Annotated in this window: 20 protein-coding genes and 1 tRNA gene; 8 read left to right on the plus strand and 13 right to left on the minus strand. The window is 67.8% G+C overall.

The annotated features are described in order from the left end of the window. Positions 1–5 precede the first annotated feature (5 nt). Positions 6–2,990, plus strand: coding sequence for a UPF0182 family protein (locus NS1_RS10515; protein WP_062984080.1), 2,985 nt, complete (start codon positions 6–8; stop codon positions 2,988–2,990). A gap of 71 nt (positions 2,991–3,061) precedes the next feature. Here the strand turns inward: NS1_RS10515 and NS1_RS10520 are convergent, their stop codons facing one another. Beyond that, a complete protein-coding gene (locus tag NS1_RS10520) occupies positions 3,062–3,604 on the minus strand; it encodes a transglycosylase family protein (protein ID WP_062983745.1) in 543 nt (180 codons plus the stop codon). A gap of 356 nt (positions 3,605–3,960) precedes the next feature. On the opposite strand from NS1_RS10520, the gene NS1_RS10525 reads away from it, so the two are divergent. Continuing rightward, positions 3,961–4,034, plus strand: a tRNA-Met gene (locus NS1_RS10525). A gap of 52 nt (positions 4,035–4,086) precedes the next feature. Here NS1_RS10525 and NS1_RS10530 read toward each other — a convergent pair. From NS1_RS10530 to NS1_RS10545, 4 genes are read right to left on the minus strand one after another with little or no spacing between them, the layout of a single operon-like run. Next, complete coding sequence (locus tag NS1_RS10530; RefSeq protein ID WP_056812724.1) at positions 4,087–4,344, minus strand: HPr family phosphocarrier protein; 258 nt, start codon at positions 4,342–4,344, stop codon at positions 4,087–4,089. 26 nt (positions 4,345–4,370) lie between these two features. Further along, a complete protein-coding gene (locus NS1_RS10535) occupies positions 4,371–6,596 on the minus strand; it encodes a PTS fructose transporter subunit IIABC (protein ID WP_062983747.1) in 2,226 nt (741 codons plus the stop codon). A 44-nt stretch (positions 6,597–6,640) separates the two neighbouring features. Next, positions 6,641–7,612, minus strand: a complete 972-nt coding sequence (locus tag NS1_RS10540) for a 1-phosphofructokinase family hexose kinase (protein ID WP_062983749.1) — start codon at positions 7,610–7,612, stop codon at positions 6,641–6,643. Further along, positions 7,609–8,376, minus strand: a complete 768-nt coding sequence (locus tag NS1_RS10545; protein ID WP_062983751.1) for a DeoR/GlpR family DNA-binding transcription regulator — start codon at positions 8,374–8,376, stop codon at positions 7,609–7,611. Before NS1_RS10545 ends, NS1_RS10540 begins: the two co-directional genes overlap by 4 nt. A gap of 261 nt (positions 8,377–8,637) precedes the next feature. On the opposite strand from NS1_RS10545, the gene NS1_RS10550 reads away from it, so the two are divergent. Beyond that, positions 8,638–9,456 carry an ACT domain-containing protein gene (locus NS1_RS10550; protein WP_062984082.1) on the plus strand — a complete coding sequence of 273 codons (819 nt, stop codon included), beginning with the start codon at positions 8,638–8,640 and terminating at the stop codon, positions 9,454–9,456. 6 nt (positions 9,457–9,462) lie between these two features. Here NS1_RS10550 and NS1_RS10555 read toward each other — a convergent pair whose 3' ends face one another. After that, complete coding sequence (locus tag NS1_RS10555) at positions 9,463–9,687, minus strand: hypothetical protein (RefSeq protein ID WP_157125160.1); 225 nt, start codon at positions 9,685–9,687, stop codon at positions 9,463–9,465. Positions 9,688–9,767: 80 nt separating this feature from the next. On the opposite strand from NS1_RS10555, the gene NS1_RS10560 reads away from it, so the two are divergent. Both NS1_RS10560 and NS1_RS10565 read left to right on the plus strand, forming a co-directional pair. Then, on the plus strand, positions 9,768–10,943 hold the full coding sequence (locus NS1_RS10560) for an alpha-hydroxy-acid oxidizing protein (protein ID WP_062983754.1): 1,176 nt from the start codon (positions 9,768–9,770) through the stop codon (positions 10,941–10,943). 135 nt (positions 10,944–11,078) lie between these two features. Next, positions 11,079–11,834, plus strand: coding sequence for a DUF6319 family protein (locus tag NS1_RS10565; protein ID WP_056812705.1), 756 nt, complete (start codon positions 11,079–11,081; stop codon positions 11,832–11,834). A gap of 13 nt (positions 11,835–11,847) precedes the next feature. On the opposite strand, the gene NS1_RS10570 is transcribed toward NS1_RS10565, so the two are convergent. After that, the gene (locus tag NS1_RS10570) at positions 11,848–13,353 is read right to left on the minus strand and encodes a GGDEF domain-containing protein (RefSeq protein ID WP_062983756.1); all 1,506 of its coding nucleotides are present in this window, start codon (positions 13,351–13,353) and stop codon (positions 11,848–11,850) included. Further along, a complete protein-coding gene (locus tag NS1_RS39940) occupies positions 13,353–13,514 on the minus strand; it encodes a hypothetical protein (protein WP_157125161.1) in 162 nt (53 codons plus the stop codon). Before NS1_RS39940 ends, NS1_RS10570 begins: the two co-directional genes overlap by 1 nt. 131 nt (positions 13,515–13,645) lie before the next feature. Between NS1_RS39940 and galK the strand changes: the two genes are divergently transcribed. The 3 genes from galK to NS1_RS10585 all read left to right on the plus strand — a co-directional run bounded on the left by galK (position 13,646) and on the right by NS1_RS10585 (position 16,875). Beyond that, complete coding sequence (galK, locus tag NS1_RS10575) at positions 13,646–14,752, plus strand: galactokinase (protein WP_084503655.1); 1,107 nt, start codon at positions 13,646–13,648, stop codon at positions 14,750–14,752. Positions 14,753–14,895: 143 nt separating this feature from the next. Further along, on the plus strand, positions 14,896–16,614 hold the full coding sequence (locus NS1_RS10580; protein WP_255284486.1) for a sodium:solute symporter family protein: 1,719 nt from the start codon (positions 14,896–14,898) through the stop codon (positions 16,612–16,614). Positions 16,615–16,626: 12 nt separating this feature from the next. Next, positions 16,627–16,875, plus strand: coding sequence for a hypothetical protein (locus tag NS1_RS10585; RefSeq protein ID WP_062983758.1), 249 nt, complete (start codon positions 16,627–16,629; stop codon positions 16,873–16,875). 17 nt (positions 16,876–16,892) lie between these two features. Here the strand turns inward: NS1_RS10585 and NS1_RS10590 are convergent, their stop codons facing one another. The 5 genes from NS1_RS10590 to NS1_RS10610 all read right to left on the minus strand — a co-directional run bounded on the left by NS1_RS10590 (position 16,893) and on the right by NS1_RS10610 (position 22,844). Continuing rightward, entirely contained in the window at positions 16,893–18,473 is a 1,581-nt protein-coding gene (locus tag NS1_RS10590; RefSeq protein WP_062983760.1) for an alkaline phosphatase D family protein, read from the minus strand. A gap of 37 nt (positions 18,474–18,510) precedes the next feature. Then, the gene (locus NS1_RS10595) at positions 18,511–18,843 is read right to left on the minus strand and encodes a hypothetical protein (RefSeq protein ID WP_157125162.1); all 333 of its coding nucleotides are present in this window, start codon (positions 18,841–18,843) and stop codon (positions 18,511–18,513) included. A gap of 65 nt (positions 18,844–18,908) precedes the next feature. Further along, the gene (locus tag NS1_RS10600; protein WP_062983764.1) at positions 18,909–20,369 is read right to left on the minus strand and encodes a PepSY-associated TM helix domain-containing protein; all 1,461 of its coding nucleotides are present in this window, start codon (positions 20,367–20,369) and stop codon (positions 18,909–18,911) included. Positions 20,370–20,569: 200 nt separating this feature from the next. Continuing rightward, positions 20,570–21,130: a hypothetical protein gene (locus tag NS1_RS10605; protein ID WP_062983766.1), complete on the minus strand. Its 561-nt coding sequence runs from the start codon at positions 21,128–21,130 to the stop codon at positions 20,570–20,572. 55 nt (positions 21,131–21,185) lie between these two features. Further along, the gene (locus tag NS1_RS10610) at positions 21,186–22,844 is read right to left on the minus strand and encodes an acyl-CoA synthetase (protein WP_062984088.1); all 1,659 of its coding nucleotides are present in this window, start codon (positions 22,842–22,844) and stop codon (positions 21,186–21,188) included. Positions 22,845–22,940: the final 96 nt, after the last annotated feature.

Raw genomic sequence — 22,940 nt, forward strand, 5'->3', positions numbered from 1 at the left:
GCACCGTGGGCATGCGGCCCCCCACCGGCTTACCTTCGCTGTCCCGACGCAGCCGTGTGCTGCTGGTGACAGCAGTCGTCCTCGCGGCGTTGCTGCTGCTCGGGCCCCGCTTCACCGATGCCTATACCAATTGGTTGTGGTTCGGCGAGGTCGGATATCGCAGTGTGTATCTCGGCGTCTTGCGCACGCGTCTGATCCTGTTCGTGGTCGTCGCGTTGCTCGTCGGTCTCGTGGTCTGGGCAGCGCTGCTGCTGGCCTACCGGTCGCGTCCGGTCTTCGTGCCGGTCGCCGGGCCCAACGATCCGATCGCGCGCTACCGCACGACCGTGATGAGCAAGCTGCGGCTGTTCGGCGTCGGCATCCCGGTGCTGCTCGGCGTGCTGTCGGGACTGGTCGCGCAGTCGAACTGGGCGACGGTGCAGCTGTTCCTGCACGGTGGCGAGTTCGGTCAGCAAGACCCGCAGTTCCACCTCGACATCGGTTTCTACACCTTCGACCTGCCGTTCTACCGGATGGTGCTGAACTGGCTGTTCGTCGCCGTGGTGATCGCGTTCTTCGCGAACCTGGTTACCCACTACGTGTTCGGCGGTCTGCGGCTGGCCGGGCGCGAGGGCACGCTCACCAGGGCCGCGCGCGTGCAGCTCGCGGTGATCGCCGGAATCTTCGTGCTGCTCAAGGCGGTGGCGTACTGGTTCGACCGGTACGACCTGTTGTCGAGTACGCGCAAGGAGCCGACCTTCGGCGGTCCGTCGTTCACCGATATCAACGCGGTGCTGCCCGCCAAGCTGATCCTGCTGTCGATCGCGGTGATCTGCGCGGTGGCGTTCTTCGCCGGTATCGTGCTGCGTGATCTGCGGGTTCCCGCGATGGCGGCCGCGCTGCTCGTACTGTCGTCGATCCTGGTCGGTGCGGTGTGGCCGATGGTGGTCGAGCAGTTCTCGGTGCGTCCCAACGCGGCCGAGAAGGAGAGCCCCTATATCGAGCGCAACATCATGGCCACGCGCGAGGCGTACGGGATCACCGACGACAAAGTCGAGTATCAGAACTACCGGGGTAGCTCGACCAAGAGCCCGCTCGAGGTCCCCGCGGACGCGGCGACCATCGGCAACGCCCGCCTGCTCGACCCGAATATCCTCTCGCCCACCTTCACCCAGCTGCAGCAGCGCAAGAACTTCTACGGCTTCCCGGAGTCGCTGGACATCGACCGCTACAACCTCAACGGTGATCTGCAGGACTACATCGTCGCCGCGCGCGAGCTGCATCCCCAGGCGCTGTCGGGCAACCAGAAGGACTGGATCAACCAGCACACCGTCTATACCCACGGCAACGGTTTCGTCGCCGCGCCCGCCAACCGGGTGAACAAGCCGCAGTCCGAGGCGCAGAGCGCGGCGGGCGGCAGCGATTCGGGTTATCCGCTGTTCATGGTGAGCGACCTGTTCACCAAGGTCGAGGACCAGCAGATCAAGGTCGACCAGCCGCGCATCTACTACGGCGAGCTGATTTCCCAGACCGACCCCGACTACGCCATCGTCGGTACCGCCGAGGGGCAGGCCCCGCGCGAGTACGACTCCGACGAGGCGCAGTTCACCTACGACGGCAGCGGCGGCGTGCCGATCGGGAACTGGTTCAACCGGCTCGCTTTCGCGGCCAAGTACGCCGAGCGCAATATCTTGTTCTCCTCCGCGATCAGCGCGGACTCCAAGATCCTGTTCAACCGCGGTCCGCGTGATCGGGTGCAGAAGGTCGCACCGTGGCTGACGACCGACGGCAACGCCTACCCGGCGGTGATCGATGGTCGCGTCAAGTGGATCGTCGATGCCTACACCACGCTCGACAAGTACCCCTACGCCCAGCCGACCTCGCTCGACGGCGCGGTCGAGGACAGCATCGACAAGAAGACCGGGCGCGTGATCCCGCGCAAGGAGGTCAGCTACATCCGTAACTCGGTGAAGGCCACCGTCGACGCCTACGACGGCACCGTCACCCTGTACGAGACCGACACCGTCGACCCGGTGCTCAAGGCCTGGCGTGGGGTGTTCCCCGACGCGGTGAAGCCGCAGAGCGAGATCTCGCCCGAGTTGCGCGCGCACTTCCGTTACCCGGAGGACCTGTTCAAGGTCCAGCGCGACATGCTCACGAAGTACCACGTGGACAACCCGCGCGAGTTCTTCACCAACAACGCGTTCTGGTCGGTGCCCAGTGATCCGACGATCGAGGGCGGCACGTTCAACCAGCCGCCGTACTACGTGCTGCTCGGTGATCCGAAGACCACCAAACCGGTCTTCAACCTGACCTCGGCGATGGTCGGCTACAACCGGCAGTTCCTCTCGGCCTATATCTCGGTCCGCTCGGATCCCGAGAACTACGGCAAGTTCACCGTGTTGCAGTTGCCGACCGACTCCCAGACCCAGGGTCCGCAACAGACGCAGAACTCGATGACCACCGCCGACGCGGTGTCGCGAGAGAAGACACTGCTGTCGAACTCGAACAAGATCCGCTACGGCAACCTTCTCACCCTGCCGGTGGCCGACGGCGGCATCCTCTACGTCGAACCGTTCTACAACGAACGCAACACCGGTTCGTCGACCTTCCCGCAGCTGTTGCGCGTGCTGGTGAGCTACCGCGACGCGGCGGGCAGCGTGAAGGTCGGGTATGCGCCGACGCTGGCCGAAGCCCTGAACCAGGTGATGCCGGGTGCGGGTTCGCTGGCGACACCGTTCGGTGGCGATCCGTCGGTGAAGCCGAAACCGGGAGCGACCCCACCGGTCGACCCGGGCACGGTCACTCCGCCCGGCGGTGGCACGACGCCGCAGCCGGGGACGACACCCCCCGTGGGTTCGACCGGCCAGGAGGCCGCGGCCGCAGAGCTCAGCCGCAAGATCGAGGCGGTGCGCACGGCGATGCGGACGGGTAACTTCACCGATTTCGGTAAGGCACTCGAAGAACTGGACACCGCGGTAAAGGCGTATCAGGACGCCGGCGGCCGATAGCCGACCGCGCAGCAGCAAGAAAGGCCCCGTCTGGATGACGGGGCCTTTCTTGTGCAGGGGGAAACGGTGGATCAGCCGCCGATCGAGGCGATCAGCGGAGCATTGGCGTTCAGCAGATCCTGGTACTGACCGGCGACACCGTACTGGTCGGCCAGGGCCTTGCCCGTGGCCTTGGCCTGGTCGACGGCAGCCTGGACATCGGTCTTCGCCTCGGCGGGCAGCTCGACCGGCAGTTCGACAGCGGGCTCCTCGACAACCTCGGGCTCGGACGCGCCCGACTGGAGGAACTGGCCGCAGTGCGGCCACGCGCCGACGCCCTGGCTGGCGAGCACGTTCTCCGCGACGCGGATCTGCTCTTCCTTGCTGGCGTTGTGCGCCGAACCCTGGCCGCCGTTGGCAGCCCAGGTGCTCTGCGAGAACTGCAGCCCGCCGTAGTAGCCGTTGCCGGTGTTGATGCCCCAGTTGCCACCGCTCTCGCACTGGGCGACGCCGTCCCAGTTGTAGGCGGCGGCAGAAGCGGTACCGGTGGCGAGGCCGAACGGAACGGCAACAAGGGCGCCGGCGATGGCGGCGACGCCAAGGGCGCGGGTGCTGAATTTCCGGGTCTCAGTCATGGAGGAGACGCTAACCAATGAATCGATGCCGATCACATCTTGATAACGGGCAGATTCTATGAATGGAATAGCCGCCTTTTCGATGTTTACACCGCATAACCAGTGGGAATACCTAGATTCCGTGCGGTCTGTAATTGCACCGTTATGTGTTCGGGATCACGAGGTGATAGTGACGCCGCTCACCGAAACTCGGCCCCGACGCGCGCGGTTGCCGGAATGTGTGATGGCTGCCACATTCGATGGCCTCGAGCTGCGGCATCGCTCGGCGCGGATTGCGCGAATCTGCCGGAAAACGCATGCTGACCTCACGATTTGGCGCCTGCGCGCACCTGTGTGTAATGTTGTGTTCACACCGACGCGGGGTGGAGCAGCTCGGTAGCTCGCTGGGCTCATAACCCAGAGGTCGCAGGTTCAAATCCTGTCCCCGCTACAAATCGAAAGGCCCGGAACCACTGGTTCCGGGCCTTTCGCGTTATTCGAGACTAGGCGTCGAGGTCACTGGCGACGAGTTCGGCGATCTTGTCGAGGGTCGGCTGGTCGTCGCTGCTGATCACGACTTCCGCGCCCTGGCCTGCGCCGAGGGTCATGATCATGAGCGCTGAGCCCGCGTCTACCGGGTCGCCGCCCGTGACCGCGATGGTGACGGGAACACCTGCTGCGCCGACCGCTTCGGCGATCAGGGCCGCGGGGCGGGCGTGCAGGCCGACCGAGGAGCCGACGGTGACGGTGGTGCTTGCCATGGGATATCTCCTTGTGTGCGAACGGATTACGCGGTGGTGAGAACAGGGGCGACGGACTGCTTGCGGGTGAATTGCTTGGCGAGGGTGACGCAGGCCGCGGCGACCAGAGTGCCCGCGACCAGCGACACCAGGAACCAGCCGAGGTGCCCGATCGCGAAGAACACGAAGATGCCGCCGTGCGGCGCGCTCAGGGTGACGTCGGTGGCCATGATCAGCCCGCCGGTCACCGCGCCGCCGACCATCATCGACGGCAGTACCCGAAGCGGGTCGGCGGCGGCGAACGGGATCGCGCCCTCGGAGATGAACGAGGCGCCGAGTAGCCAGGCGGCCTTGCCGTTCTCGCGTTCGGCCTCGGTATAGAGGCCAGGGCGCAGGACGGTCGACAGTGCCATCGCCAGCGGCGGGACCATGCCCGCGGCCATCACCGCGGCCATGATCCGCAGGGTGGCGGTGTCGGTCACCGACAGGCCCGCGGCGGCGAACGCGTAGGCGGCCTTGTTGACGGGCCCACCGAGGTCGAAGCACATCATCACGCCCAGGATGACACCCAGCGCGACAGCGGAGCTGCCGGACAGGCCGTTGAGCCAGTCGGTGAGCCCGTTGGTCACGGCGGCGAGGGGCTTACCGAGCAGGACCAACATCAAGATGCCGACGATCGCCGAGGCCAGCAGCGGGATGACCACCACCGGCATCAGCCCGCGAGCCCACGTCGGGACCGGTAGCTTGCTCACCCACAGGGCCGCGAATCCGGCCACCAGACCGCCGACCAGGCCGCCGAGGAAGCCCGCGCCGACGAAGATCGCGATCGCGCCTGCCGTGAACCCCGGGGCCAGACCGGGACGGTCGGCGATCGCGAACGCGATGTATCCGGCCAGTGCCGGAACGAGGAAGCTGAAGGCGAGTGAGCCGATCTGGAAGAGCACCGCACCGAAATAGGTGGCCAGACCACCGTCGGGCAGGTCGGTGATCGAGTTGTCGAGCACGATCGTTTTCGCGCTGTCGGAGATCTCGTAGCCGCCGAGCAGGAAGCTCAGCGCGATCAGCAGACCGCCTGCGGCGACGAACGGGATCATGTAACTGACGCCGGTGAGCAGGATCTGGCGCAGGCGGGTACCCCAGCCGATGCCCTTGGCCGCTGTCCGCGAGGGCGCGGGTGCGGTACCGCCGACCGTGGCAGCGCCCGCGCTGGTGCTCGCCGCGAGGGCCTCCGCGATCATCGTGTCGGGCTCGCTGATGGCGCGTTTGACGCCGGACTCGATCATGGGCTTGCCCGCGAACCTGCCGCGATCCTTCACCCCGACATCGGTGGCGAAGATGACGGCGTCGGCGGCGGCGATCGTCGACGGGTCGAGTGTGTCGCCGCCGCTCGACCCCTGGGTTTCCACTGCCACGTCGACTCCGGCGCGTTCGCCCGCGGCGACCAGCGAGTCGGCGGCCATGTAGGTGTGGGCGATGCCGGTGGGGCAGGCGGTCACGGCGACGATCTTCTTCGGCGCGCCGGATGCCGGTGCGTTGTCTGCCGACGCACCGCTGGCGGCGCCCCCGGCTGACGTCGAGCTGTCGGCTCCGCCCGCGTCCCCGAGGAGCGCAGTCGTGCCATCACCGGCCTTTGCGCCGGAAACGGTCACACCGGTTGCCGCACCGGCGACGGTTGCCGCACTGATGCGATTCTCGGCGGGAGCCCCGCCGGGCTCGCCGGCAGCGGCGGACGAACCTGCCCTGTCTGCGGTCGAATCAGACCCAGCCGTAGACCCAGCAGGACTCGCCGAACCCGCGGCGGCGGGGGATCCGGCCGGTGGGGGATTGATGACGCCGTCGACGAGGGCGACCACCTCTGCCGGGGTCGCGGCGGCACGCAGGTCGGCGACGAACGGGGGCCGGACCAGCGCACGAGCCAGGGAGGACAGCAGTTTCATGTGCTCGGCCCCCGCTCCGTCCGGGGCGGCGATCAGGAAGACCAGGTCGGCGGGCCCGTCGGGGGCGCCGAAGTCGACGGCGGGGGTGAGGCGGGCGAAGGCCAGCGACGCCGTCGAGACGGCGGCCGATCGACAGTGGGGGATCGCGATGCCGCCGGGGAGGCCGGTGGCCGACTGCGTCTCCCTGACCGAGGCGGCCTCCGCGACCGCGGCGGCGTCGGTGGCGCGGTCCGCGGCGGCGAGTCGGCCCGCGAGCGCGGTGATCACCGCGCTCTTGTCGGCGCCGAGGTCGGCGTCCAGTGCGATCAAGGTGGGAGTGATGATCGAATCGGCCATCGTCGTGTCTTTCCGGAGTGGGGTGGAGCAGGCAGGGGCGGTGTTTATGGCGTGGAGCGTTCGGAGGCGGTGAGTGGGTTGGCCGTCACGGCCTCGAGGACGACGTCGGCGGGGCCTGGCAGTTCGGTGCCGGGCAACGCGGTGGCGGCGCTGCCGTAGGCGACGGCGGTGCGGAGTCGATCCGCGGGGGAGGCGCCCGCGAGATCGGCGAGCAGGTAGCCGGCCAGCGCCGAGTCACCCGCACCGACGGTGCTGCGCGGGACGATCGGCGGGGCCGCGGCGAACCAGGCGCCATCGGCGGTGACCAGCACCGCGCCCGCCGCACCGAGGGTGGCCAGGACCGCGCCGACACCGCGGTCGATCAGGGTCGCGGCGGCTTCGGCCGCGGCCGTGGGGTTTTCGAGGTCGACCGGGTCCAGGCCGGTGAGCTGGGCCAGTTCCTCGGTATTCGGTTTGATCAGATCCGGTGCGGCGCCTACTGATTCGTCGAACAGGGCGAGCAGGGGAGCGTCCGAGGTGTCGACGGCGACGCGGGTACGCCGAGTTCGGCTGGATGACACCGTCGCGACGAGCTCCGCGTACCAGCCGACGGGCACCCCCGGCGGCAGCGACCCGGACAGCACGATCCACTCCGCTCCCGCGGCCGACTCGACGAGCAGCGCCGTGAGCGCGGCCAGATCGCGCGCGGTCAACGGATGACCGGGCTCGTTGATCTTGGTCGTGGTGCCGTCGGTTTCGGCGATGGTCAGATTCACCCTCGGCCCGCCCGCCACCGGCACCGTGCGGAATGCGATTCCCGCCGTGCGCAATCCGTGCACCACGGGGTCGTCGTCGGACCCTGGTAATACAGCCAGCACCGGCGCCCCGCCTCCGGCCACCACCCGTGCGACGTTGACCCCTTTACCGCCGGGATGCGATGTGACGCTCGCCGCGCGATGCACCTGCCCGCGCCGCAACGGCTCGGTGAGGGTGACCGTGCGGTCGACACTCGGATTCGCGGTCAGTGTGACGATCATGCGAGCACCACCTCGATTCCCGCGGCGACCAGTTCCGCGTGCGCGGTGGCCGGGATGTCGGCATCGGTGACCAGGACGTCGATATCGGCGGCATCGCCGAAGCGCACGAAGTCCTCGCGTCCGATCTTGCTCGCGTCGGCGACCACGACCACCCGATCGGCGGCGGCGATCATCGCGCGTTTCACGGCCGCCTCCTCGGGATCGGGAGTGGACAGCCCATGCCGCACCGTCAGCGCGTTGGTACCGAGAAACGCGACGTCGACCCGCAATTCGCCGAGCAGCCGCAGGGTCTCGGCGCCGACGGCGGCCTGGGTGATTCCGCGCACCCGTCCGCCGAGCAGATGCAGCCGCACGCCGGCGAACCCGGTGAGCCGCGCGGCGACCGGCAGCGAGTTGGTGACGGTGACCAGATCGATGTCGATCGCCATAGCCGCGGCCACCCGCACGGTGGTCGTGCCCGCGTCGAACAGCACGCTGCCGCCGGAGCCCGGCAGGTACCGCTGCGCGAGTTCGGCGATGCGGTCCTTCTCCGCGGCGCGGGTGCTGTCGCGCTCGGCGGTGCCCGGTTCGAACGTGGTGAGCGCGCCGGAACCCACCGCGCCGCCGTGTACCCGCCGGATCACCCCGAGCCGGTCGAGCACCGCGAGATCGCGGCGCACGGTTTCGGTGGTGACTCCGTACTGGTCGGCGAGTTCGGCGACGGAGACGCGCCCGCGATGCCCGATGAGGGTCGCGATCGCCTGCTGCCGTTCCTCGGCGTACATGGTTTCCTCCGGTCTCAGCGAATCTGTACTTATGTTGTTTTATGCCCGTTTGTGTTGGTTTGTCAATGGTTTTTGGTGATGCGAGTCACAATCGTTGCTGCGGACTATCGAGTAAATGGTGCTGACGGTCACAGTCGAGACTCGCGGGTGTTCGGTATCACCGGGGAAGTCTTTGCAGGTCAACAGTTTTCGCGTCGGCTTTCACATCGCCGTTACGCACGTCGTCCAAGATCGACACGAATGCCGGAGACGCTGACCCGCATGAGGCGATTCGCAGTGCGTCCCCGTGTCACGGTCCTGGCCTGCGAGGTCTGCGGCAGACTGCCGCATCCGGGGCGAACCAGGCTCACCCTCGCCAAACTCGCCGCGGTGTTCCCGGTGGAACTGGCGCTGCACGCGCTGGTGGTCCACCTGCACCCGCCGTACCTGCTCACTGTCACGTTGCTGACGATCACCACCACGATCCTGGTGATCTGGGTGGTGGAACCATCGGCGATGCGGATGCTCGGCGGCTGGCTGCACAGCCCGGAGCTCCGCACGCGCGACCGCATCGACGCCGCGCCCGCGCTCTGGCGGATCCGTGTGCGCCTGGCCGATCGACCCGGCGCGCTCGAGACGCTGGCCAAGCATCTCGCCCACCGCGACGCCAACATTCTCACCGTGCACGTGCACCAACTCGAGGATGCGGTACTCGACGAACTCGTCGTCGCCGCGCCCGCCGAGATCACCGCGCAGGCGATCACCACCGCCGTGGAGCACGCGGGAGGTTCGGAGGTGCGGGTGTGGCCCGCGACGGTGCTGTCGCTGATCGACGGGCAGACCAAAGCGCTCGCGATCGCTGCCCGCATCGTCGGCGATCCGGACGAATTGCCCCTGGCCGTCGCCGAACTACTCGGTGCGCGCTACCTCGCGCCGGGCACGGCGGAGGTGGCCGAACCGGGCGAGGGCACCCTGCTGGAATTGGACCGCGACGACAGTCGCTGGGGTTTCGTTCGCCCGGACGAACCGTTCACCCCCGCGGAGATCGCCCGCGCGCATCGGCTCGCCGATCTGGCGGCGCTCACCGCGCGGCGGCGGTGACGAGCTTCAGTCGTAGCCGAGGTCGCTGGTGAGTGGATCGCGCAGGGCGCCCTCGGCGGCCCGCAGTCGATCGGTGACCGAGGTCAGCAGATCCATCGAATCCTGGGAGAGCCCGAGCGCGAGGCGGGTCAAGTGACGGATGGCATCGCAATGGACGCGGTCGGCGAGTAGGGCGTCCGGATCGGCGGACGCAGCCGAGTGTTCGACGACGGTCACGACAGGGGTACTCACAATCTCGTATTTTCGAGTATGACGCACCTTACATCCCCCCTGCGGTCGGTGAACGCCGGTCGGCGTGCGAAAGTGCAGCAATGAGTCAGTTCGCCGACTATCAGAACGAGATCTACCTGGCCGCGCTCGGTGGGATCCAGCCCGAATTTCCCATGGATTACGCGACCCTCGAGCGCAAAGCCACTGCGGCACTGCCGGATTCGTTGCTGAACTATATAGCAGGCGGGGCGGGCGACGAGCTCACACAGCGGCGCAACGCCGAAGCCTTCGCCGACTGGGGTCTGGTGCCGCGGATGCTGGTCGGTGCCACCGAGCGCGACCTCACCGTCACCGCGTTCGGCCACACCTTCGCCAGCCCGCTGTTCCTCGCGCCGGTGGGCGTGATCGGTCTGGTCGGCGAGAAGGGCCACGGTGACATCGCGGTGGCCGAGGCGTCGGCGCAGACCGGTGTGCCCGCGATGTACTCCACGCTGATGGAGGATCCGCTCGAAGACGTGCGTCCGCATGCGGGCGATACGCCCTCCTTCTTCCAGCTGTACACGCCGAAGAACCGGGAACTCGCCGAGAGCCTGGTGCACCGCGCCGAGGCCGCCGGCTACGCGGGCATCACCGTCACCCTCGACACCTGGGTACCCGGTTGGCGGCCGCGCGACCTGGCCAGTGGCAACTTCCCGCAGTTGCGTGGGCATGTGCTGAAGAACTACACCAGCGACCCGGTCTTCCAGAAGATGGTCGGCTCCGACGACCCCAAAATGATTGTCCTGCACTGGATCGCGACCTTCGGCAATTCGCTGACCTGGGACGACCTCGGCTGGTTGCGCTCGATCACCGACCTGCCGCTCATCCTCAAGGGCATCTCCCACCCCGACGACGCGCGCAAGGCGATCGACCTCGGCGCCGACGGGATCTACTGCTCCAATCACGGTGGGCGCCAGGCCAACGGTGGTCTGAGCGCGCTGGAGACTTTGCCCGCGGTCGTGGCCGCCTGTGATGACCGGGTGCCGGTGTTGTTCGACTCCGGGGTGCGCTCGGGCGCCGATGTGGTGAAGGCGCTCGGACTCGGGGCGACGATGGTCGGGCTCGGTAGGCCCTATGTGTACGCGCTCGCACTGGGCGGTGTACGCGGTCTGGTGCATCTGCTGCGCAGCTACGCCGCCGAAGCGGACCTGTTGATGGCGGTCAACGGCTATCGGGATGTGGCCGCGGTGCGCGAGAACATTCGGCCCACGACGCGCGGCAACGCCACTCGCGGCTGATCGTATCGCGGTCCGGAATACCCGTGCGGGAGGGGTTTTCGGGCCGTGTGGGCGGCTCGGGGGAGAACTTGTCGGTGCTGTGGGGCATCATCGGTGCCACAGACCACGCTGTAGCACCAACCCCCGGAGTCCACGATGTCCTCGCCGAGCACCAAGTCCGCATCCCGCCGATCAGCACCGCCGGTACTGTCCGACGCCGAGCTCGCGCGAATCGCAGGCGAGCTCGCCGAGGGCAAACCGCCGATGGTGTGGTTCACCGCCGCCGCTGTCGGCGTCGCCGAGGGGAAGTCGGGCAAGGTAGTCGCGCTCGACGATCCGTCCGCCGGCGACTTCCTGCAGGTGCGGCCGACCGGTTCCAAAGATGTGCTCTCGTTCGGCCCGAGCGAGGTGACGCTCACCAAGCCGGCCCGCGGGACTACCGTAACGCCGGGCGGTTCCGCGAAGACCCGCCCGGAAAGTACCCCCGCACCGAGCAACCGAAAGGACAACACTGTGACCCAGCCGTCGACCCTGCCGAGCGCTGCTACGCCCGCGCCGAGGTCGCTCGCCCCGGTATCCGATGACGCCGCCAAGACCGCTCCGGCCGCACCGCGGCCCGCGAAAACCGCCGCGGCGCGCAAGGCGAAGGCTCCCGAGGTAACCGTCACGCTCACCGGTACCGCCGACGGGGAGTGGACCGTCGATGTGGTCAACGGCAAGAAGCGCAGTGTGAAGGGGATGGCCGTCAGTAGCGCGGCCGTTGCCCAGGCGGCGAAGATCCTGCATCCCGAGGTGGAGGAAGTGGTGGCCGGGATTCTGGAGGCTGCTCGGGGCGTTCAGCAGGCGAAGGTCGCGCAGTTGCAGGCCGAGCTGGAGGCCGCTCGAAAGCTGTTGGAGGAGTTGGGGGATTGAGCGAACCGTCGAGCTACCGCGCGACTCGCTGAATTCGCGGGGCGGCGGAGCTCAGGCGGCGGATCGAGGGCTTACTCAATTCATCGTGAAAGGTGAGGCCGAGGCGGTATTCCTTGGCGTGATACATCGCGGCGTCGGCGGTGCGGATGAGGTCGTAGATCGTCTTCTCCGTGGGGCAGGTGGTCAGGCAGGCGACGCCGATGCTGGCGGTGATGGGGATTTCGCCACAGCTCAGTGCGAAGGGGCGGATGAACGCGCCGAGGATGTGTTCGGCCAGGACCGCGGCTTCGGTGCGGGTGCGGGGCGCCAGCACCACGAATTCGTCGCCTCCGTAGCGGGCGGTGAGGTCGGCGCTGGTGGTGGTGCGGCGGATGCGGGAGGCGGCGTTGGCGATGAGTTCGTCGCCGACGGCGTGTCCGTAGCTGTCGTTGACCATCTTGAAGCCGTCGAGGTCGATGAACAGCAGACACATCGGTTTTCCGGCCCACTGTTCGCGGTAGCGGTGCGGTGCGCGCAGCAGGGCGGCGCGGTTGAACAGGCCGGTGAGCAGGTCGTGGTCGGCCTGGTATTGGGCTCGGCGTTCGCTGCGCATGCTGCGGGTGATGGCGCGTTCGCTGCGCACCAGCACGCCGACCAGCAGCAGCGTGAGCAGCGAACAGATCACCACCCGGTCGACGACCGCGAGATCGGCGCCCAGCACGCTGACCAGTGAGGCTGCCACCAGTGCCACCGCGATCATTCCGGCCCGCTGCCGCGAACGATGCGGTCCCACATCCTCGGCGTCACGCAGCGCCCCCATCGTCGGCTGTACCGCGGCCAGCCCGGCCAGCAGATACGCCCACTGCTGCGGCACCAACGCGAACTCGGGATCTATCGCGAACGTGCCTGCGGCAGTGAGGCTTTCGATCAATCCGCCGAAGAGCACAGTGATCAGCGCCGCTTGCAGCAACCGCAGTGAGGTCTCCGAGCGAACCACCGTCGCCAGCGAATGCGCGAGCACGGTCGCCAGCAAGGCGTGGATCACCGGATAGCTCGCGGCCAACGCGGTATCGACGAACCCGGTGCAGTGTCGCAGAATCGGCGAGATCAGGAAGGTCCACGAGGCCAGCAGCGCGCTGAGTCCGATGAGCGTCGAGTCCAGCCATAGGTCACGGGCGTGACGGAGTCTGCGCGGCTGTAGCCAGCCGACGGCGGCGAGGCCGAGACACAGGTACGCCGCCAAGGTGCACAGATCGTCGACCGGGTGCCAGCTCGGGTGCACTCCGAGCGCGCGTATCGCGGTACCCGCCGCGAACAGCGGAACCGAGGCTGCCAGCAAATACCACGGCAGCCGGTGCGCGGGTCGGTGGCTGTACATGCCGTACCCGATCATCGCCAGCGAGCCGGCGACGATCACGATGAGCAGCAGAAACGGCAGCGCCCGGCCACCCGACAACGGCGCGATCAGCACGGCCCCCGCCGCCCCGATCAGCACCACGCATCGTCGCAGGCTCCCGTAGCGTGTCTCGCTGATGGTCATCAGCCCCCCTCGATCTTGCTGCGCACGCGACGAGCGTCGATCGAATGGGAAGCCGGTGAATCACTCGAAGTATCGGCCGAGAGCACCGAGTGTTGTTGTTCGAGCACTATCCCCGGCCGGCAGGCGCCGACGCTCAAAACCTTTACAACCCAGTCGATCATGACACGTCCACGGCCCTGCTGTCGATGCGTTGTGAGCATTGCCGGATACCGATTCGGCACCCGGTGTCGCACGATCGCCTGGCGCGGTGTTCGGTGGTGGCATCGTCGCAGGAAGCGGAAGGGAAGAACGGGTGGACAAGTGGATCGCGCCGGGCCGGGTCAACATCATCGGCGAGCACACCGACTACAACGACGGGTTCGTGCTCCCGATCGCGCTGTCGCTCGGTGTGGTCTGCGGTGCCGCGCCGCGCGGCGACGGGCTGGTGCGGCTCATCTCGGCGCAGCGGCCGGGCGAGGTCGTCGAGGTGCGGATCGATGAGCTTGTGGCGCAACGGGATCGGTTGCCGGGCTGGGCGCGCTATCCGCTCGGCGTCGTCGACGAGTTCGTCCGCGGGGGTCATGGAGTCGACGGCGTGACCCTCGAACTCGACGGTGCGGTACCGATCGGGGCCGGGCTGTCCTCGTCGGCGGCCCTGTGCTGCGCGGTGACGATCGCGTTGCGCGATCTGTTCGCGCCCGAACTCACCGATCGGAACATGGTCGAGATCGCCAGGGCGGCGGAGAACGGTTTCGCCGGAGTGCCGACCGGCCTGCTCGATCAGTCGGCCTCGATTCTGTGCACCGAAGGCCATGCCCTGTTCCTCGACATCCGCGCCTTCACCGGCGCGGAACCTGCTGCCGCTGCACAGATTCCGTTCGCTCTCGATGCCGCCGGACTGGCCCTGCTCGTCGCCGACACCGGTAGCCCGCACGACCTGGCCGACGGCGGATACGCCGAGCGCAGGGCGCAATGCGAAGCCGCCGCCGATGCGCTGAACCTGCCTGCTCTACGCGACGCCACCTCCGAAGACCTTCTACGCCTGAAGGATCCGCTGCTTCGACGCCGCGCGACCCACGTGGTCACCGAGAACGCGCGAGTACTCGCTGTCGTCGACCGGCTACGCGCCGGTGCGGACCCGCGGACGATCGGTGAGCTGCTCACCGCCTCACATCGTTCGCTCCGACAAGACTTCGAAGTATCAGCGCCCACACTGGATCTCGCGGTCGAAGCGGCCCTCGACGCGGGCGCGCACGGTGCGCGAATGGTCGGCGGCGGCTTCGGCGGCAGCGTTATCGCCTTGGTCGACCGGGACGCGGAGGTCGCCGGGGCCATCACGGACCGTTTCGCCGCATCAGGCTTCACCCCGCCCCGCGTCTTCGCCGTCGAGCCCGCCGCGGGTGCGCACAAACTGGAGTGAATTTTGTTCAGCGCGATTTCGCTGTGAGGCACGGCACCGACACGCACAGTGGAAGCACCCGAAACAGTTCGACGGACGACGCATTTCGCGCCGTGTGAACGAGTCTCGTGTGCCGTCCGGCTCCAGGTCAGGAGGGACATGCTGTGCTGCTTGCCTTTTCGTCTGTCACGCACGAGGCCTCATCGACCCTGAGACTCGACGCCGCGCCGGTCGACTACGCGCTGGTCGCCCTGTACTTCGTCTTCGTTCTCGGAATCGGCCTGATCGCCAGGCGCCGGGTGTCGTCGAGTGTCGACTTCTTCCTGTCCGGGCGTTCGCTTCCCGCGTGGGTGACGGGTCTGGCGTTCATCTCCGCCAACCTCGGCGCGGTGGAGATCATGGGAATGTCGGCCAACGGCGCTCAATACGGTTTCCCCACGTTCAACTACTTCTGGATCGGCGCCGTACCCGCGATGCTGTTCCTCGGCGTGGTGATGATGCCGTTCTACTACGGCTCCAAAGTGCGTTCGGTGCCCGAATTCATGCGCAGGCGTTTCGGAACCGGCGCCCACCTGGTGAACGCGTTGAGTTTCGCGGTGGCTCAGGTGCTGATCGCGGGGGTGAACCTCTACCTGCTGGGCACCATCGTGAACGTGCTGCTCGGCTGGCCGCTGTGGATCTCGGTGGTCGCGGCCGCGGTGATCGTGCTGTCCTACGTCACCCTCGGCGGGCTCTCGGCCGCGATCTACAACGAGGTGCTGCAGTTCTTCGTGATCGTCGCCGCGCTGCTGCCGCTCACCCTGGTCGGTCTGCACCGCGTCGGAGGCTGGGAGGGCTTGCAGGACAAGGTATCCGCCTCGCCGGGTGGTGCCGACCAGTTGCAAACCTGGCCGGGCAACGCGATGAGCGGGTTCACCGACAACTTCGCCTCGATCATGGGCATCGTCTTCGGTCTCGGCTTCGTGCTGTCCTTCGGCTATTGGACCACCAACTTCGTGGAAGTGCAGCGCGCGTTGGCGACTCACTCGATCTCGGCCGCGCAGCGCACACCCATCATCGGCGCCTATCCGAAGATGTTCATCCCGCTGATCGTGGTGATTCCCGGCATGATCAGCGCGGTCCTGGTGCCGCAGATGATCGAGTACAAACAGCAGGTCACCGCGAACCCCGATTTCGAGGGCGACGTCACCTACAACCAGGCGCTGTTGTTCTTGATGAAAGAAGTGCTGCCCAACGGACTTCTCGGAGTCGGGCTCGCGGGTCTGCTCGCGGCGTTCATGGCGGGTATGGCGGCCAATGTCTCGGCGTTCAATACTGTGTTCAGCTTCGATCTGTGGCAGCAGTACATCCGCAAGGGTCGTCCCGACGGGTACTACCTGAAGGTGGGCAGGCTGGCCACGGTCGGTGCGACGGGGGCGGCGATCTTCACCGCGTTCATCGCGGGCGGGTTCAGCAACATGATGGACTACCTGCAGACCCTGTTCAGTTTCTTCAACGCGCCGCTGTTCGCGACGTTCATTCTCGGCATGATGTGGAAGCGGATGACGCCGACCGCGGGGTGGGTCGGCCTGGTCAGCGGCACCCTCGCCGCCGTTTTCGTGTTCCTGCTCAACGAGACCGGGGTGACCAACCTGTCCGGGCAGGGCGCCAGCTTCGTCGCCGCGGGCGCCGCGTTCGTGGTCGACATCGTCGTCAGCGTCGCGGTCACCGTGGTGACCCAGCCGAAACCGGCGGCCGAACTGGTGGGCCTGGTGTATTCCGAGACGCCGAAGGCGATGCGCACCGATGCCGATGCCGACTCGCTGCCCTGGTATCAGCGGCCGGTCCTGCTCGCGGGGATCGCGCTCGTGCTGGTGATCGCGCTCAACATCATCGTCGGATAAGGAGCCAGCACAATGCTTTTCGATATCCGCACCATCATCGGTGCGCTGCTCGGCAGCTACGGCGCGGTCCTGGTGATCACCTCGCTGGTGCAGGACAGCGCGGCCCAGGAAGCCAAGACCGGCGGGATCGATGTGAACCTGTGGGCGGGCCTCGGCATGCTCGGGGTCGCTGTCGTGTTCATCGGCTGGACGCTGCTGCGCCCGGTGCAGGTCCCCGAGGTTACGGCGATGACCATGGAGGAATTCACCCCGGATCCATAACGCGTGTGCGTCGGGTCTCACGCTGGGGTCGCGCCGGGGACCGCGTTCTCGACGACGAAACTCGCGCGCGTGCTGATCGGCGCGCCCGGTCGGCTGACATATGGGACAACGCGGAAGTCGTTGCGCCACTGCCGATGATCGAGGTCGACGCGGACATAGCCGCGCTGGCGGTTGTAGAACTTCAGGTCCGGATTGCCGGCGAGCAGCGCGCGCCCCCCGTCGGTGAGGTCGGCGCCGTCGCTGCCGGTGCTGATCGAGGTTCCGGTGAACTCGGTTGCTACGACCGGTGATTCGGGATCGGCGTAGTCGCGGCGTAGGTCGGCGACGTAGTTCTCGTGGCGGTCGCCGGTGATCACGACCAGATTGTCGACCGCGTGGTCGGCCGCCGCGGCCAGGACTGTATTGCGGTCGGCGACATAGCCGTCCCACGCATCCGTGCCGAGGAGCAGGTCGGGGCCGGGGTCGTAGTCGGACTGGGCCATGGCGACCTGGTTGCCGAGTACCTGCCAGCGCGCGGTCGAGGTGGCGAAGCCGTCGACGAGCCAATCACGTTGGGCCGCACCGAGAAGGGTGCGGCCGGTGTCGAACCGCTCGGCGCAGCCGATCACCGCGGAGCCGTCGCCGCAGGCCTGGGGGGTTCGGTACTGCCGGGTGTCGATCATGGTGAACTCGGCCAGATCGCCGAACCGGTAGCGGCGGTGCAGGTGCATCGACGGGCCGGAGGGGAGCTGGGCCAAGCGCATCGGCTGGTGCTCGTACATGGCTTGGAAGGCTGCGGCTTTGCGGCGTCGGAACAGCGGCTGGACGCGGTACACGTCGAGTCCGAGGCCGGGACTGTCACCGGCCCAGTTGTTGTCGAGTTCGTGGTCGTCGAGGGTGACCAGCCATGGGAACGCCGCGTGCGCGGCCTGCAGCGGCGCTTCGCCTTTGGCTTGGGCGTAGCGCAATCGGTAGCCGGCCAGATCCACTGCCTCGCCGGCGAGTTGCGGCGGCAGGTGCGCACCGCGACGGGCCAGCACCCAGGAGGATTCGTAGATGTAGTCGCCGAGATGGACGACGAGGTCGAGATCTTCGGCGCTGAGGTGTTCATAGGCGGTGTAGTAGCCCGAACTCCACGACTGGCACGACGCGAAAGCGAACCGGAGCCGCTCGGTCGGGCTGTTCGGTGGCGGGGAGGTGCGGGTGCGGCCGATCGGGGAGATCGCCGAGCCGGCCCGGAATCGGTAGTAGTACCAGCGATCCGGTGCCAGCCCGGCAACCTCGGGATGCACGCTGTGGCCCAATGCGCGGGTGGCCACCGCCGAACCCCGGACCACGATGTCGGTGAATCGTTCGTCCTCGGCGACCTCGTAGTCGACGGTCACCGGGTCGACCGTCATCCCGCCGTACCCGTCGGGTGCGAGCGGATCGGGGGCCAGGCGGGTCCACAACACCACCCCGTCCGGAGTCGGTTCGCCGGAAGCTACCCCGAGGGAGAACGGTTCGCCGAGCCACCGTGGCGCGGCGAACCTCGCGCTGCTCACCGCCGACACCCCCACCAGCGCCGCGACCGATCCGGCCACGCCGGTGCGCAGGAGTTGTCGACGGGACAGCGGCATCATCGGATCCTAGGTGCCTCGTCCGTGCGGCGCGGCGTCAGAGCCGGAAGATCCGCGAACCCACCGCCCAGCCCGCGCTGGACCAGTTCGGTCCGAAGCACGCCACCGTGCCCGCCTGGCCGACGGGCAGGTCCTGGCGGATCGTGTACGGCCCGACGGCGAAGGGCGCGATGTTGTATCCGATGCAGTCGACCTCGAGCCGGTAGGTGCCCTCGCCGCCGTAACACCCACCGTTGAACGCCCACGGGCCGTTCATCGACCCCTGGCAGCCGGGATCAGCGGCGGCTGTACCCGCGGCGACGCCGGACAAGGCGATCGCGACGGCCGGAGCGGCCAGGCACATCGCCACTGCGCGAGCTGAGGTTCTCATAGACGAGCTCCGATCATCGAGTGTCATGGGTTACATGGGATGTTTCCTCGATAGTTAGCCATGCGTTACACCTTGTCCGCGCGAGCGGCGAGCCCCAAGGCGATATCGATGAGCCCGAAGACGAGCAGACTCACCCCGATGAGCGGGATGAACCACGCGACGGCGACCGCGACGCCGGCCAGCGGAACGGTGATCCACAGCGACGTGCGGCGCAGCACTCCACGTCGTGGCGGGACCGGCAGGGCGGCCCTCCGGGTGGGTCGGCGCTGCCACCACATGCGGTAGCCGAGCGTGATCACGGTGACGAGGCCACCCATGATCGCGAGCAGCAGCAGCTGGTTGGCCAGGCCGAACAGCAGACCCATGTGGAAGGCGATGCCCCAGTTGGTGAGCTTGGCCATCAGCGGCCAGTCGGCGAACGCCAGTCGATCGGTGACCGTGCCGGTCGACCCGTCGACGGCGAGCGAATCGACCGTATAGGTGCCGGGCAGGCGCAGTTCCTTGACGCCGAACGCCTTCGCGGGCGTCGCCGGAACGGCGATTTCGGCGCCCTGGGTGATGCCGTTGGCGCGTGCCGCCTCGTAGACGCGGTCGAGTTGTGCGATCTGAGTCGCGGGGTCGACCGGTGCGGGTGCGGTGTGGCCCGCGCTGTGATGTTCGCTCGGCGCGGGCACGGCACCGGACTCGGAGCCCGGCAGGGCGACGCTCACCGCGGGCGTGGTCCAGCTGAGTTCTTCGCGCAGCTTCGTGACGTTCTCGCCCGCATAGGTCGACCAGGTCATGCCGGTGGCGGAGAGCAGCAGTACTACGGGCAGGATCCAGACCCCGATCGCGCCGTGCCAGTTCATCTTTCGACGCTTCGGCTGGGAAAGATCCGGCTTGAGCAACCACTGCGCGGATCCGCGCTCGCGCCGCTTACGGACCCGATGCACCCACAGCACCAGCCCGAACAGCGCGATCACCCACAGCCACGACGCGGCCAGTTCGCTGTAGAGCCTGCCGGGTTCGCCCAGGTGCAGGCTGCGATGGAACTCGCTGAGCCAGGTGCGCAGCGGCAGCGCGCCACCGCTTCCGTAGACCACGGACTCGCCGACCGGCTGGGCGGTGTGCGGGTCGACGAACACCGACAGCCGCTCGGAATCACCGAGCGTCGGATCGTTGAACAGGACGCGAGTGGTATCACCCGCGTTCGGGGCTGGAGCGACGGCGACCAGCGTGAGGTCAGGGCGGGCCGCGACAGCCGCGCCGACCTGGGCGGACAGCGCCTGATCGGGACCGGTCGTCTCGACCGTCAACAGGTCACGCGAGACGAACCCTTCGATCGTCGGCGCGATCGCGTACAGCGCGCCGGTGAGCGCGGCGATCAGGATGAACGGGGCGACGAAGATCCCCGCGTAGAAGTGCAGGCGCATGGCCAGCGGATAGAGGTGGCGGCCCCGGCGTGCGCCGGAGCGCGGACTGTCACCGGAGATCGGTGGTGCCGAGGGGGAGTTCTCCTCGACCGGACGAGTGTCCGTGATGCTCATGCTGATTCATTTCTGGAGTACTGGAATCCGGTGCGCGCGGATCGGGGCGAACGCGGCCGACCGACGCCGCACGTCGACCACTTCGCTCATCTCGAGAGATCTGGCTCAGCGGGTGACGTCGGCACATTGGGTCGACAACGAGGCGCGTGTTCGATACGCGGACAGCGCACGACGAGTTCGTGCACCGGGTGAGGGAAAAGTCAGAAAGGAATCGCGAGCGGGGGAGCGCGGGTGCGCAGCGATGTCGTGGCGAAGATTCGCAGGACGACGCGATCGCGGTGGGCCAGGCGCAACGGCGCCGGGTCGGGAACGCGGGGAGTGCGGTAGCGCAGCGGCAGAATGCGCGCGAGGGCGGCGCTGCCGATCCGGTAGGCGGCCTCGGCGCCGACGATGACGACGGCGGCGAGCAGCGCCGCGACGGTGTGGGCGGTGAGCATGCCGAGGCCGAGGGAATCGTCGGCCGAGTGCGAGTGCCCGGACCAGCTCATCGTGGTGTGGCCGATCAGCTGACCGCCCAACAACACCGCCGCCAGACCGAGCGCACCGTCGCGCAGCGGCCCGACCCCGGCGACGAGCGCGCCGACCACCGCCGAGGCCGCCGCCAGCAACACCATCGCCGTGCTACCCGGCAGCGTCCCACCGGCGGCCACCCCGTGCGCCGCCAGCGACAGCGCACCCGACATCGAGCCCGCGCAGGCACCGCGCAGCCGCGCGCCGAAAGCACGCGACGGCGCGGACGCCTGCTCGAACCCGATGATCACGCGCTGATAGTAGTCGACCGGGATACCCGGCCCAGGTCAGACGGTCGAAACGAGCTCAGTCCGCGTCGACTGCCATCTCGGTGAGCGGCTTGCGCAGCAGTTTGCCGGTCGCGTTGCGAGGCAGTTCGTCGACGAAGATCACCTCGCGCGGCACCTTGTAACGGGCCAGGTTCTCACGGACGTAGTCCTTGATCTCCTTGGCGTCACGCTTGGAATCCGGGCCGGGCACCACGATCGCGCGCAGCCGTTTGCCGTAGTCGTGGTCGTCGACGCCGACCACTGCCGCCTCGAACACGTCGGCGCGACCCGCGATGAGGTTCTCCACCTCCAGGGGGAAGACGTTCTCGCCGCCGGAAACGATCATGTCGTCGTCGCGGCCGTCGATGTAGAGCAGGCCGTCGGCGTCGAAATGACCCACGTCGCCGCTGGACATCATCCCGTCGACCATCTCCTTGGTCCGCCCGTCGGTGTAGCCGGTGAACGCGAAACCGTTGTCGACGAAGATCGTGCCGGTGACATTCGGCGCGGTGATCGGCTTGCGGTTCTCGTCGAGCAACACGATCCGGATGCCGACCGGCGCCTTGCCCGCGGTGGTCGGCGCCTTGCGCAGATCCTCCGGGGTGGCCACGGTCATCACGGCGCATTCGGTGGAGCCGTAGAGGTTGTAGAGCGAATCACCGAAGTAGTCGAGGGTGCGGGTCACCACGTCGGGCGCGATCGCCGAGCCTGCGGCGAAGATGACCTTCATCGTCGACGGGTCGTACTTCGCCAGGACCTGCTCGTCCAGATCGAGGATGCGCTGCAGCATCGTGGGCACCACGACCAGCGAATCCGCCTTGTACTTCACCACGTTGGCCAGGGTCTGCTCCGGATCGAACCGGCGCTGCTGGAAGATGACCCGGTTACCCAGGGCGAGCCCGAGGGTGAACTGCGACAGGCCGGTGCCGTGGAAGATCGGCGCCGCCATGATCATGGTGCCGTTGTTGGGCAGCGGCACCCGATCCACGAACTGCGCCGAGGCGAACGGGCTCACCTTGTCGCGCGGTGCGCCCTTGGGAGTGCCGGTGGTGCCGCTGGTCAGGATCACCATGCCGCCGGGCTTGGCCGGCGCGGTGATCGCGGCCGTCGAACGGTCCGCCGACAGCGAGGCCACGGTCGGGATCGACGGGTCGGCGCCGTGCGCTTCGTCGACCCAGGTGAGTACGCGCGGGATCTCGGTGGGGATGGCGCTCATCAGGTCGAGGAACTCGCTGTCGTGCAGCACCGCCTTGACCTTCTCGCGGGCGGCCACGTCGGCGAACTGCGGCTTGGCGAACCCGGTGTTCATCAGCACCGCGCGCACGCCGAGCTTGCCCGCCGCGAGCAGGCTCAACACCATGCCGCGATGGTCGCGGGCCAGCACGGCGATCACGTCGCCCTCGTTGATTCCGCTCGCGCGCAGGCCGCGGGCGAAGGCGTTGGACTGTGCGTCGAGTTCGCCGAAGGTGATCTCACCCAGTTCGTCGACGATCGCGCCCGCCTGCGGCCTGCTCTGCGCGGCATGCATGACGACGCCGGCGAACGGGCCGAACTTCGAGACATTGCGGAACGAACGGGCGGCGTGGTCGAGGCGCAGCGGGTTGAACAGCTTGCGATCCACCATGACCTTGACGCCGAGCGCGAAGTCACCGGCACGTCGGGCGGAGGAACCTAGCGCGGGCAGAGACAGAGACATCGAACAGCCTTCCGGCAGACCGAGCCCACGCAGAACCGCAGGCCGGACCGCGTCTTCGAGATCCAGTGCTGTCGCCAACACTAGCAAGCGATCCGG

This window comes from Nocardia salmonicida NBRC 13393 (genome assembly GCF_001613085.1).
Taxonomy (GTDB): Bacteria; Actinomycetota; Actinomycetes; order Mycobacteriales; family Mycobacteriaceae; genus Nocardia; species Nocardia salmonicida.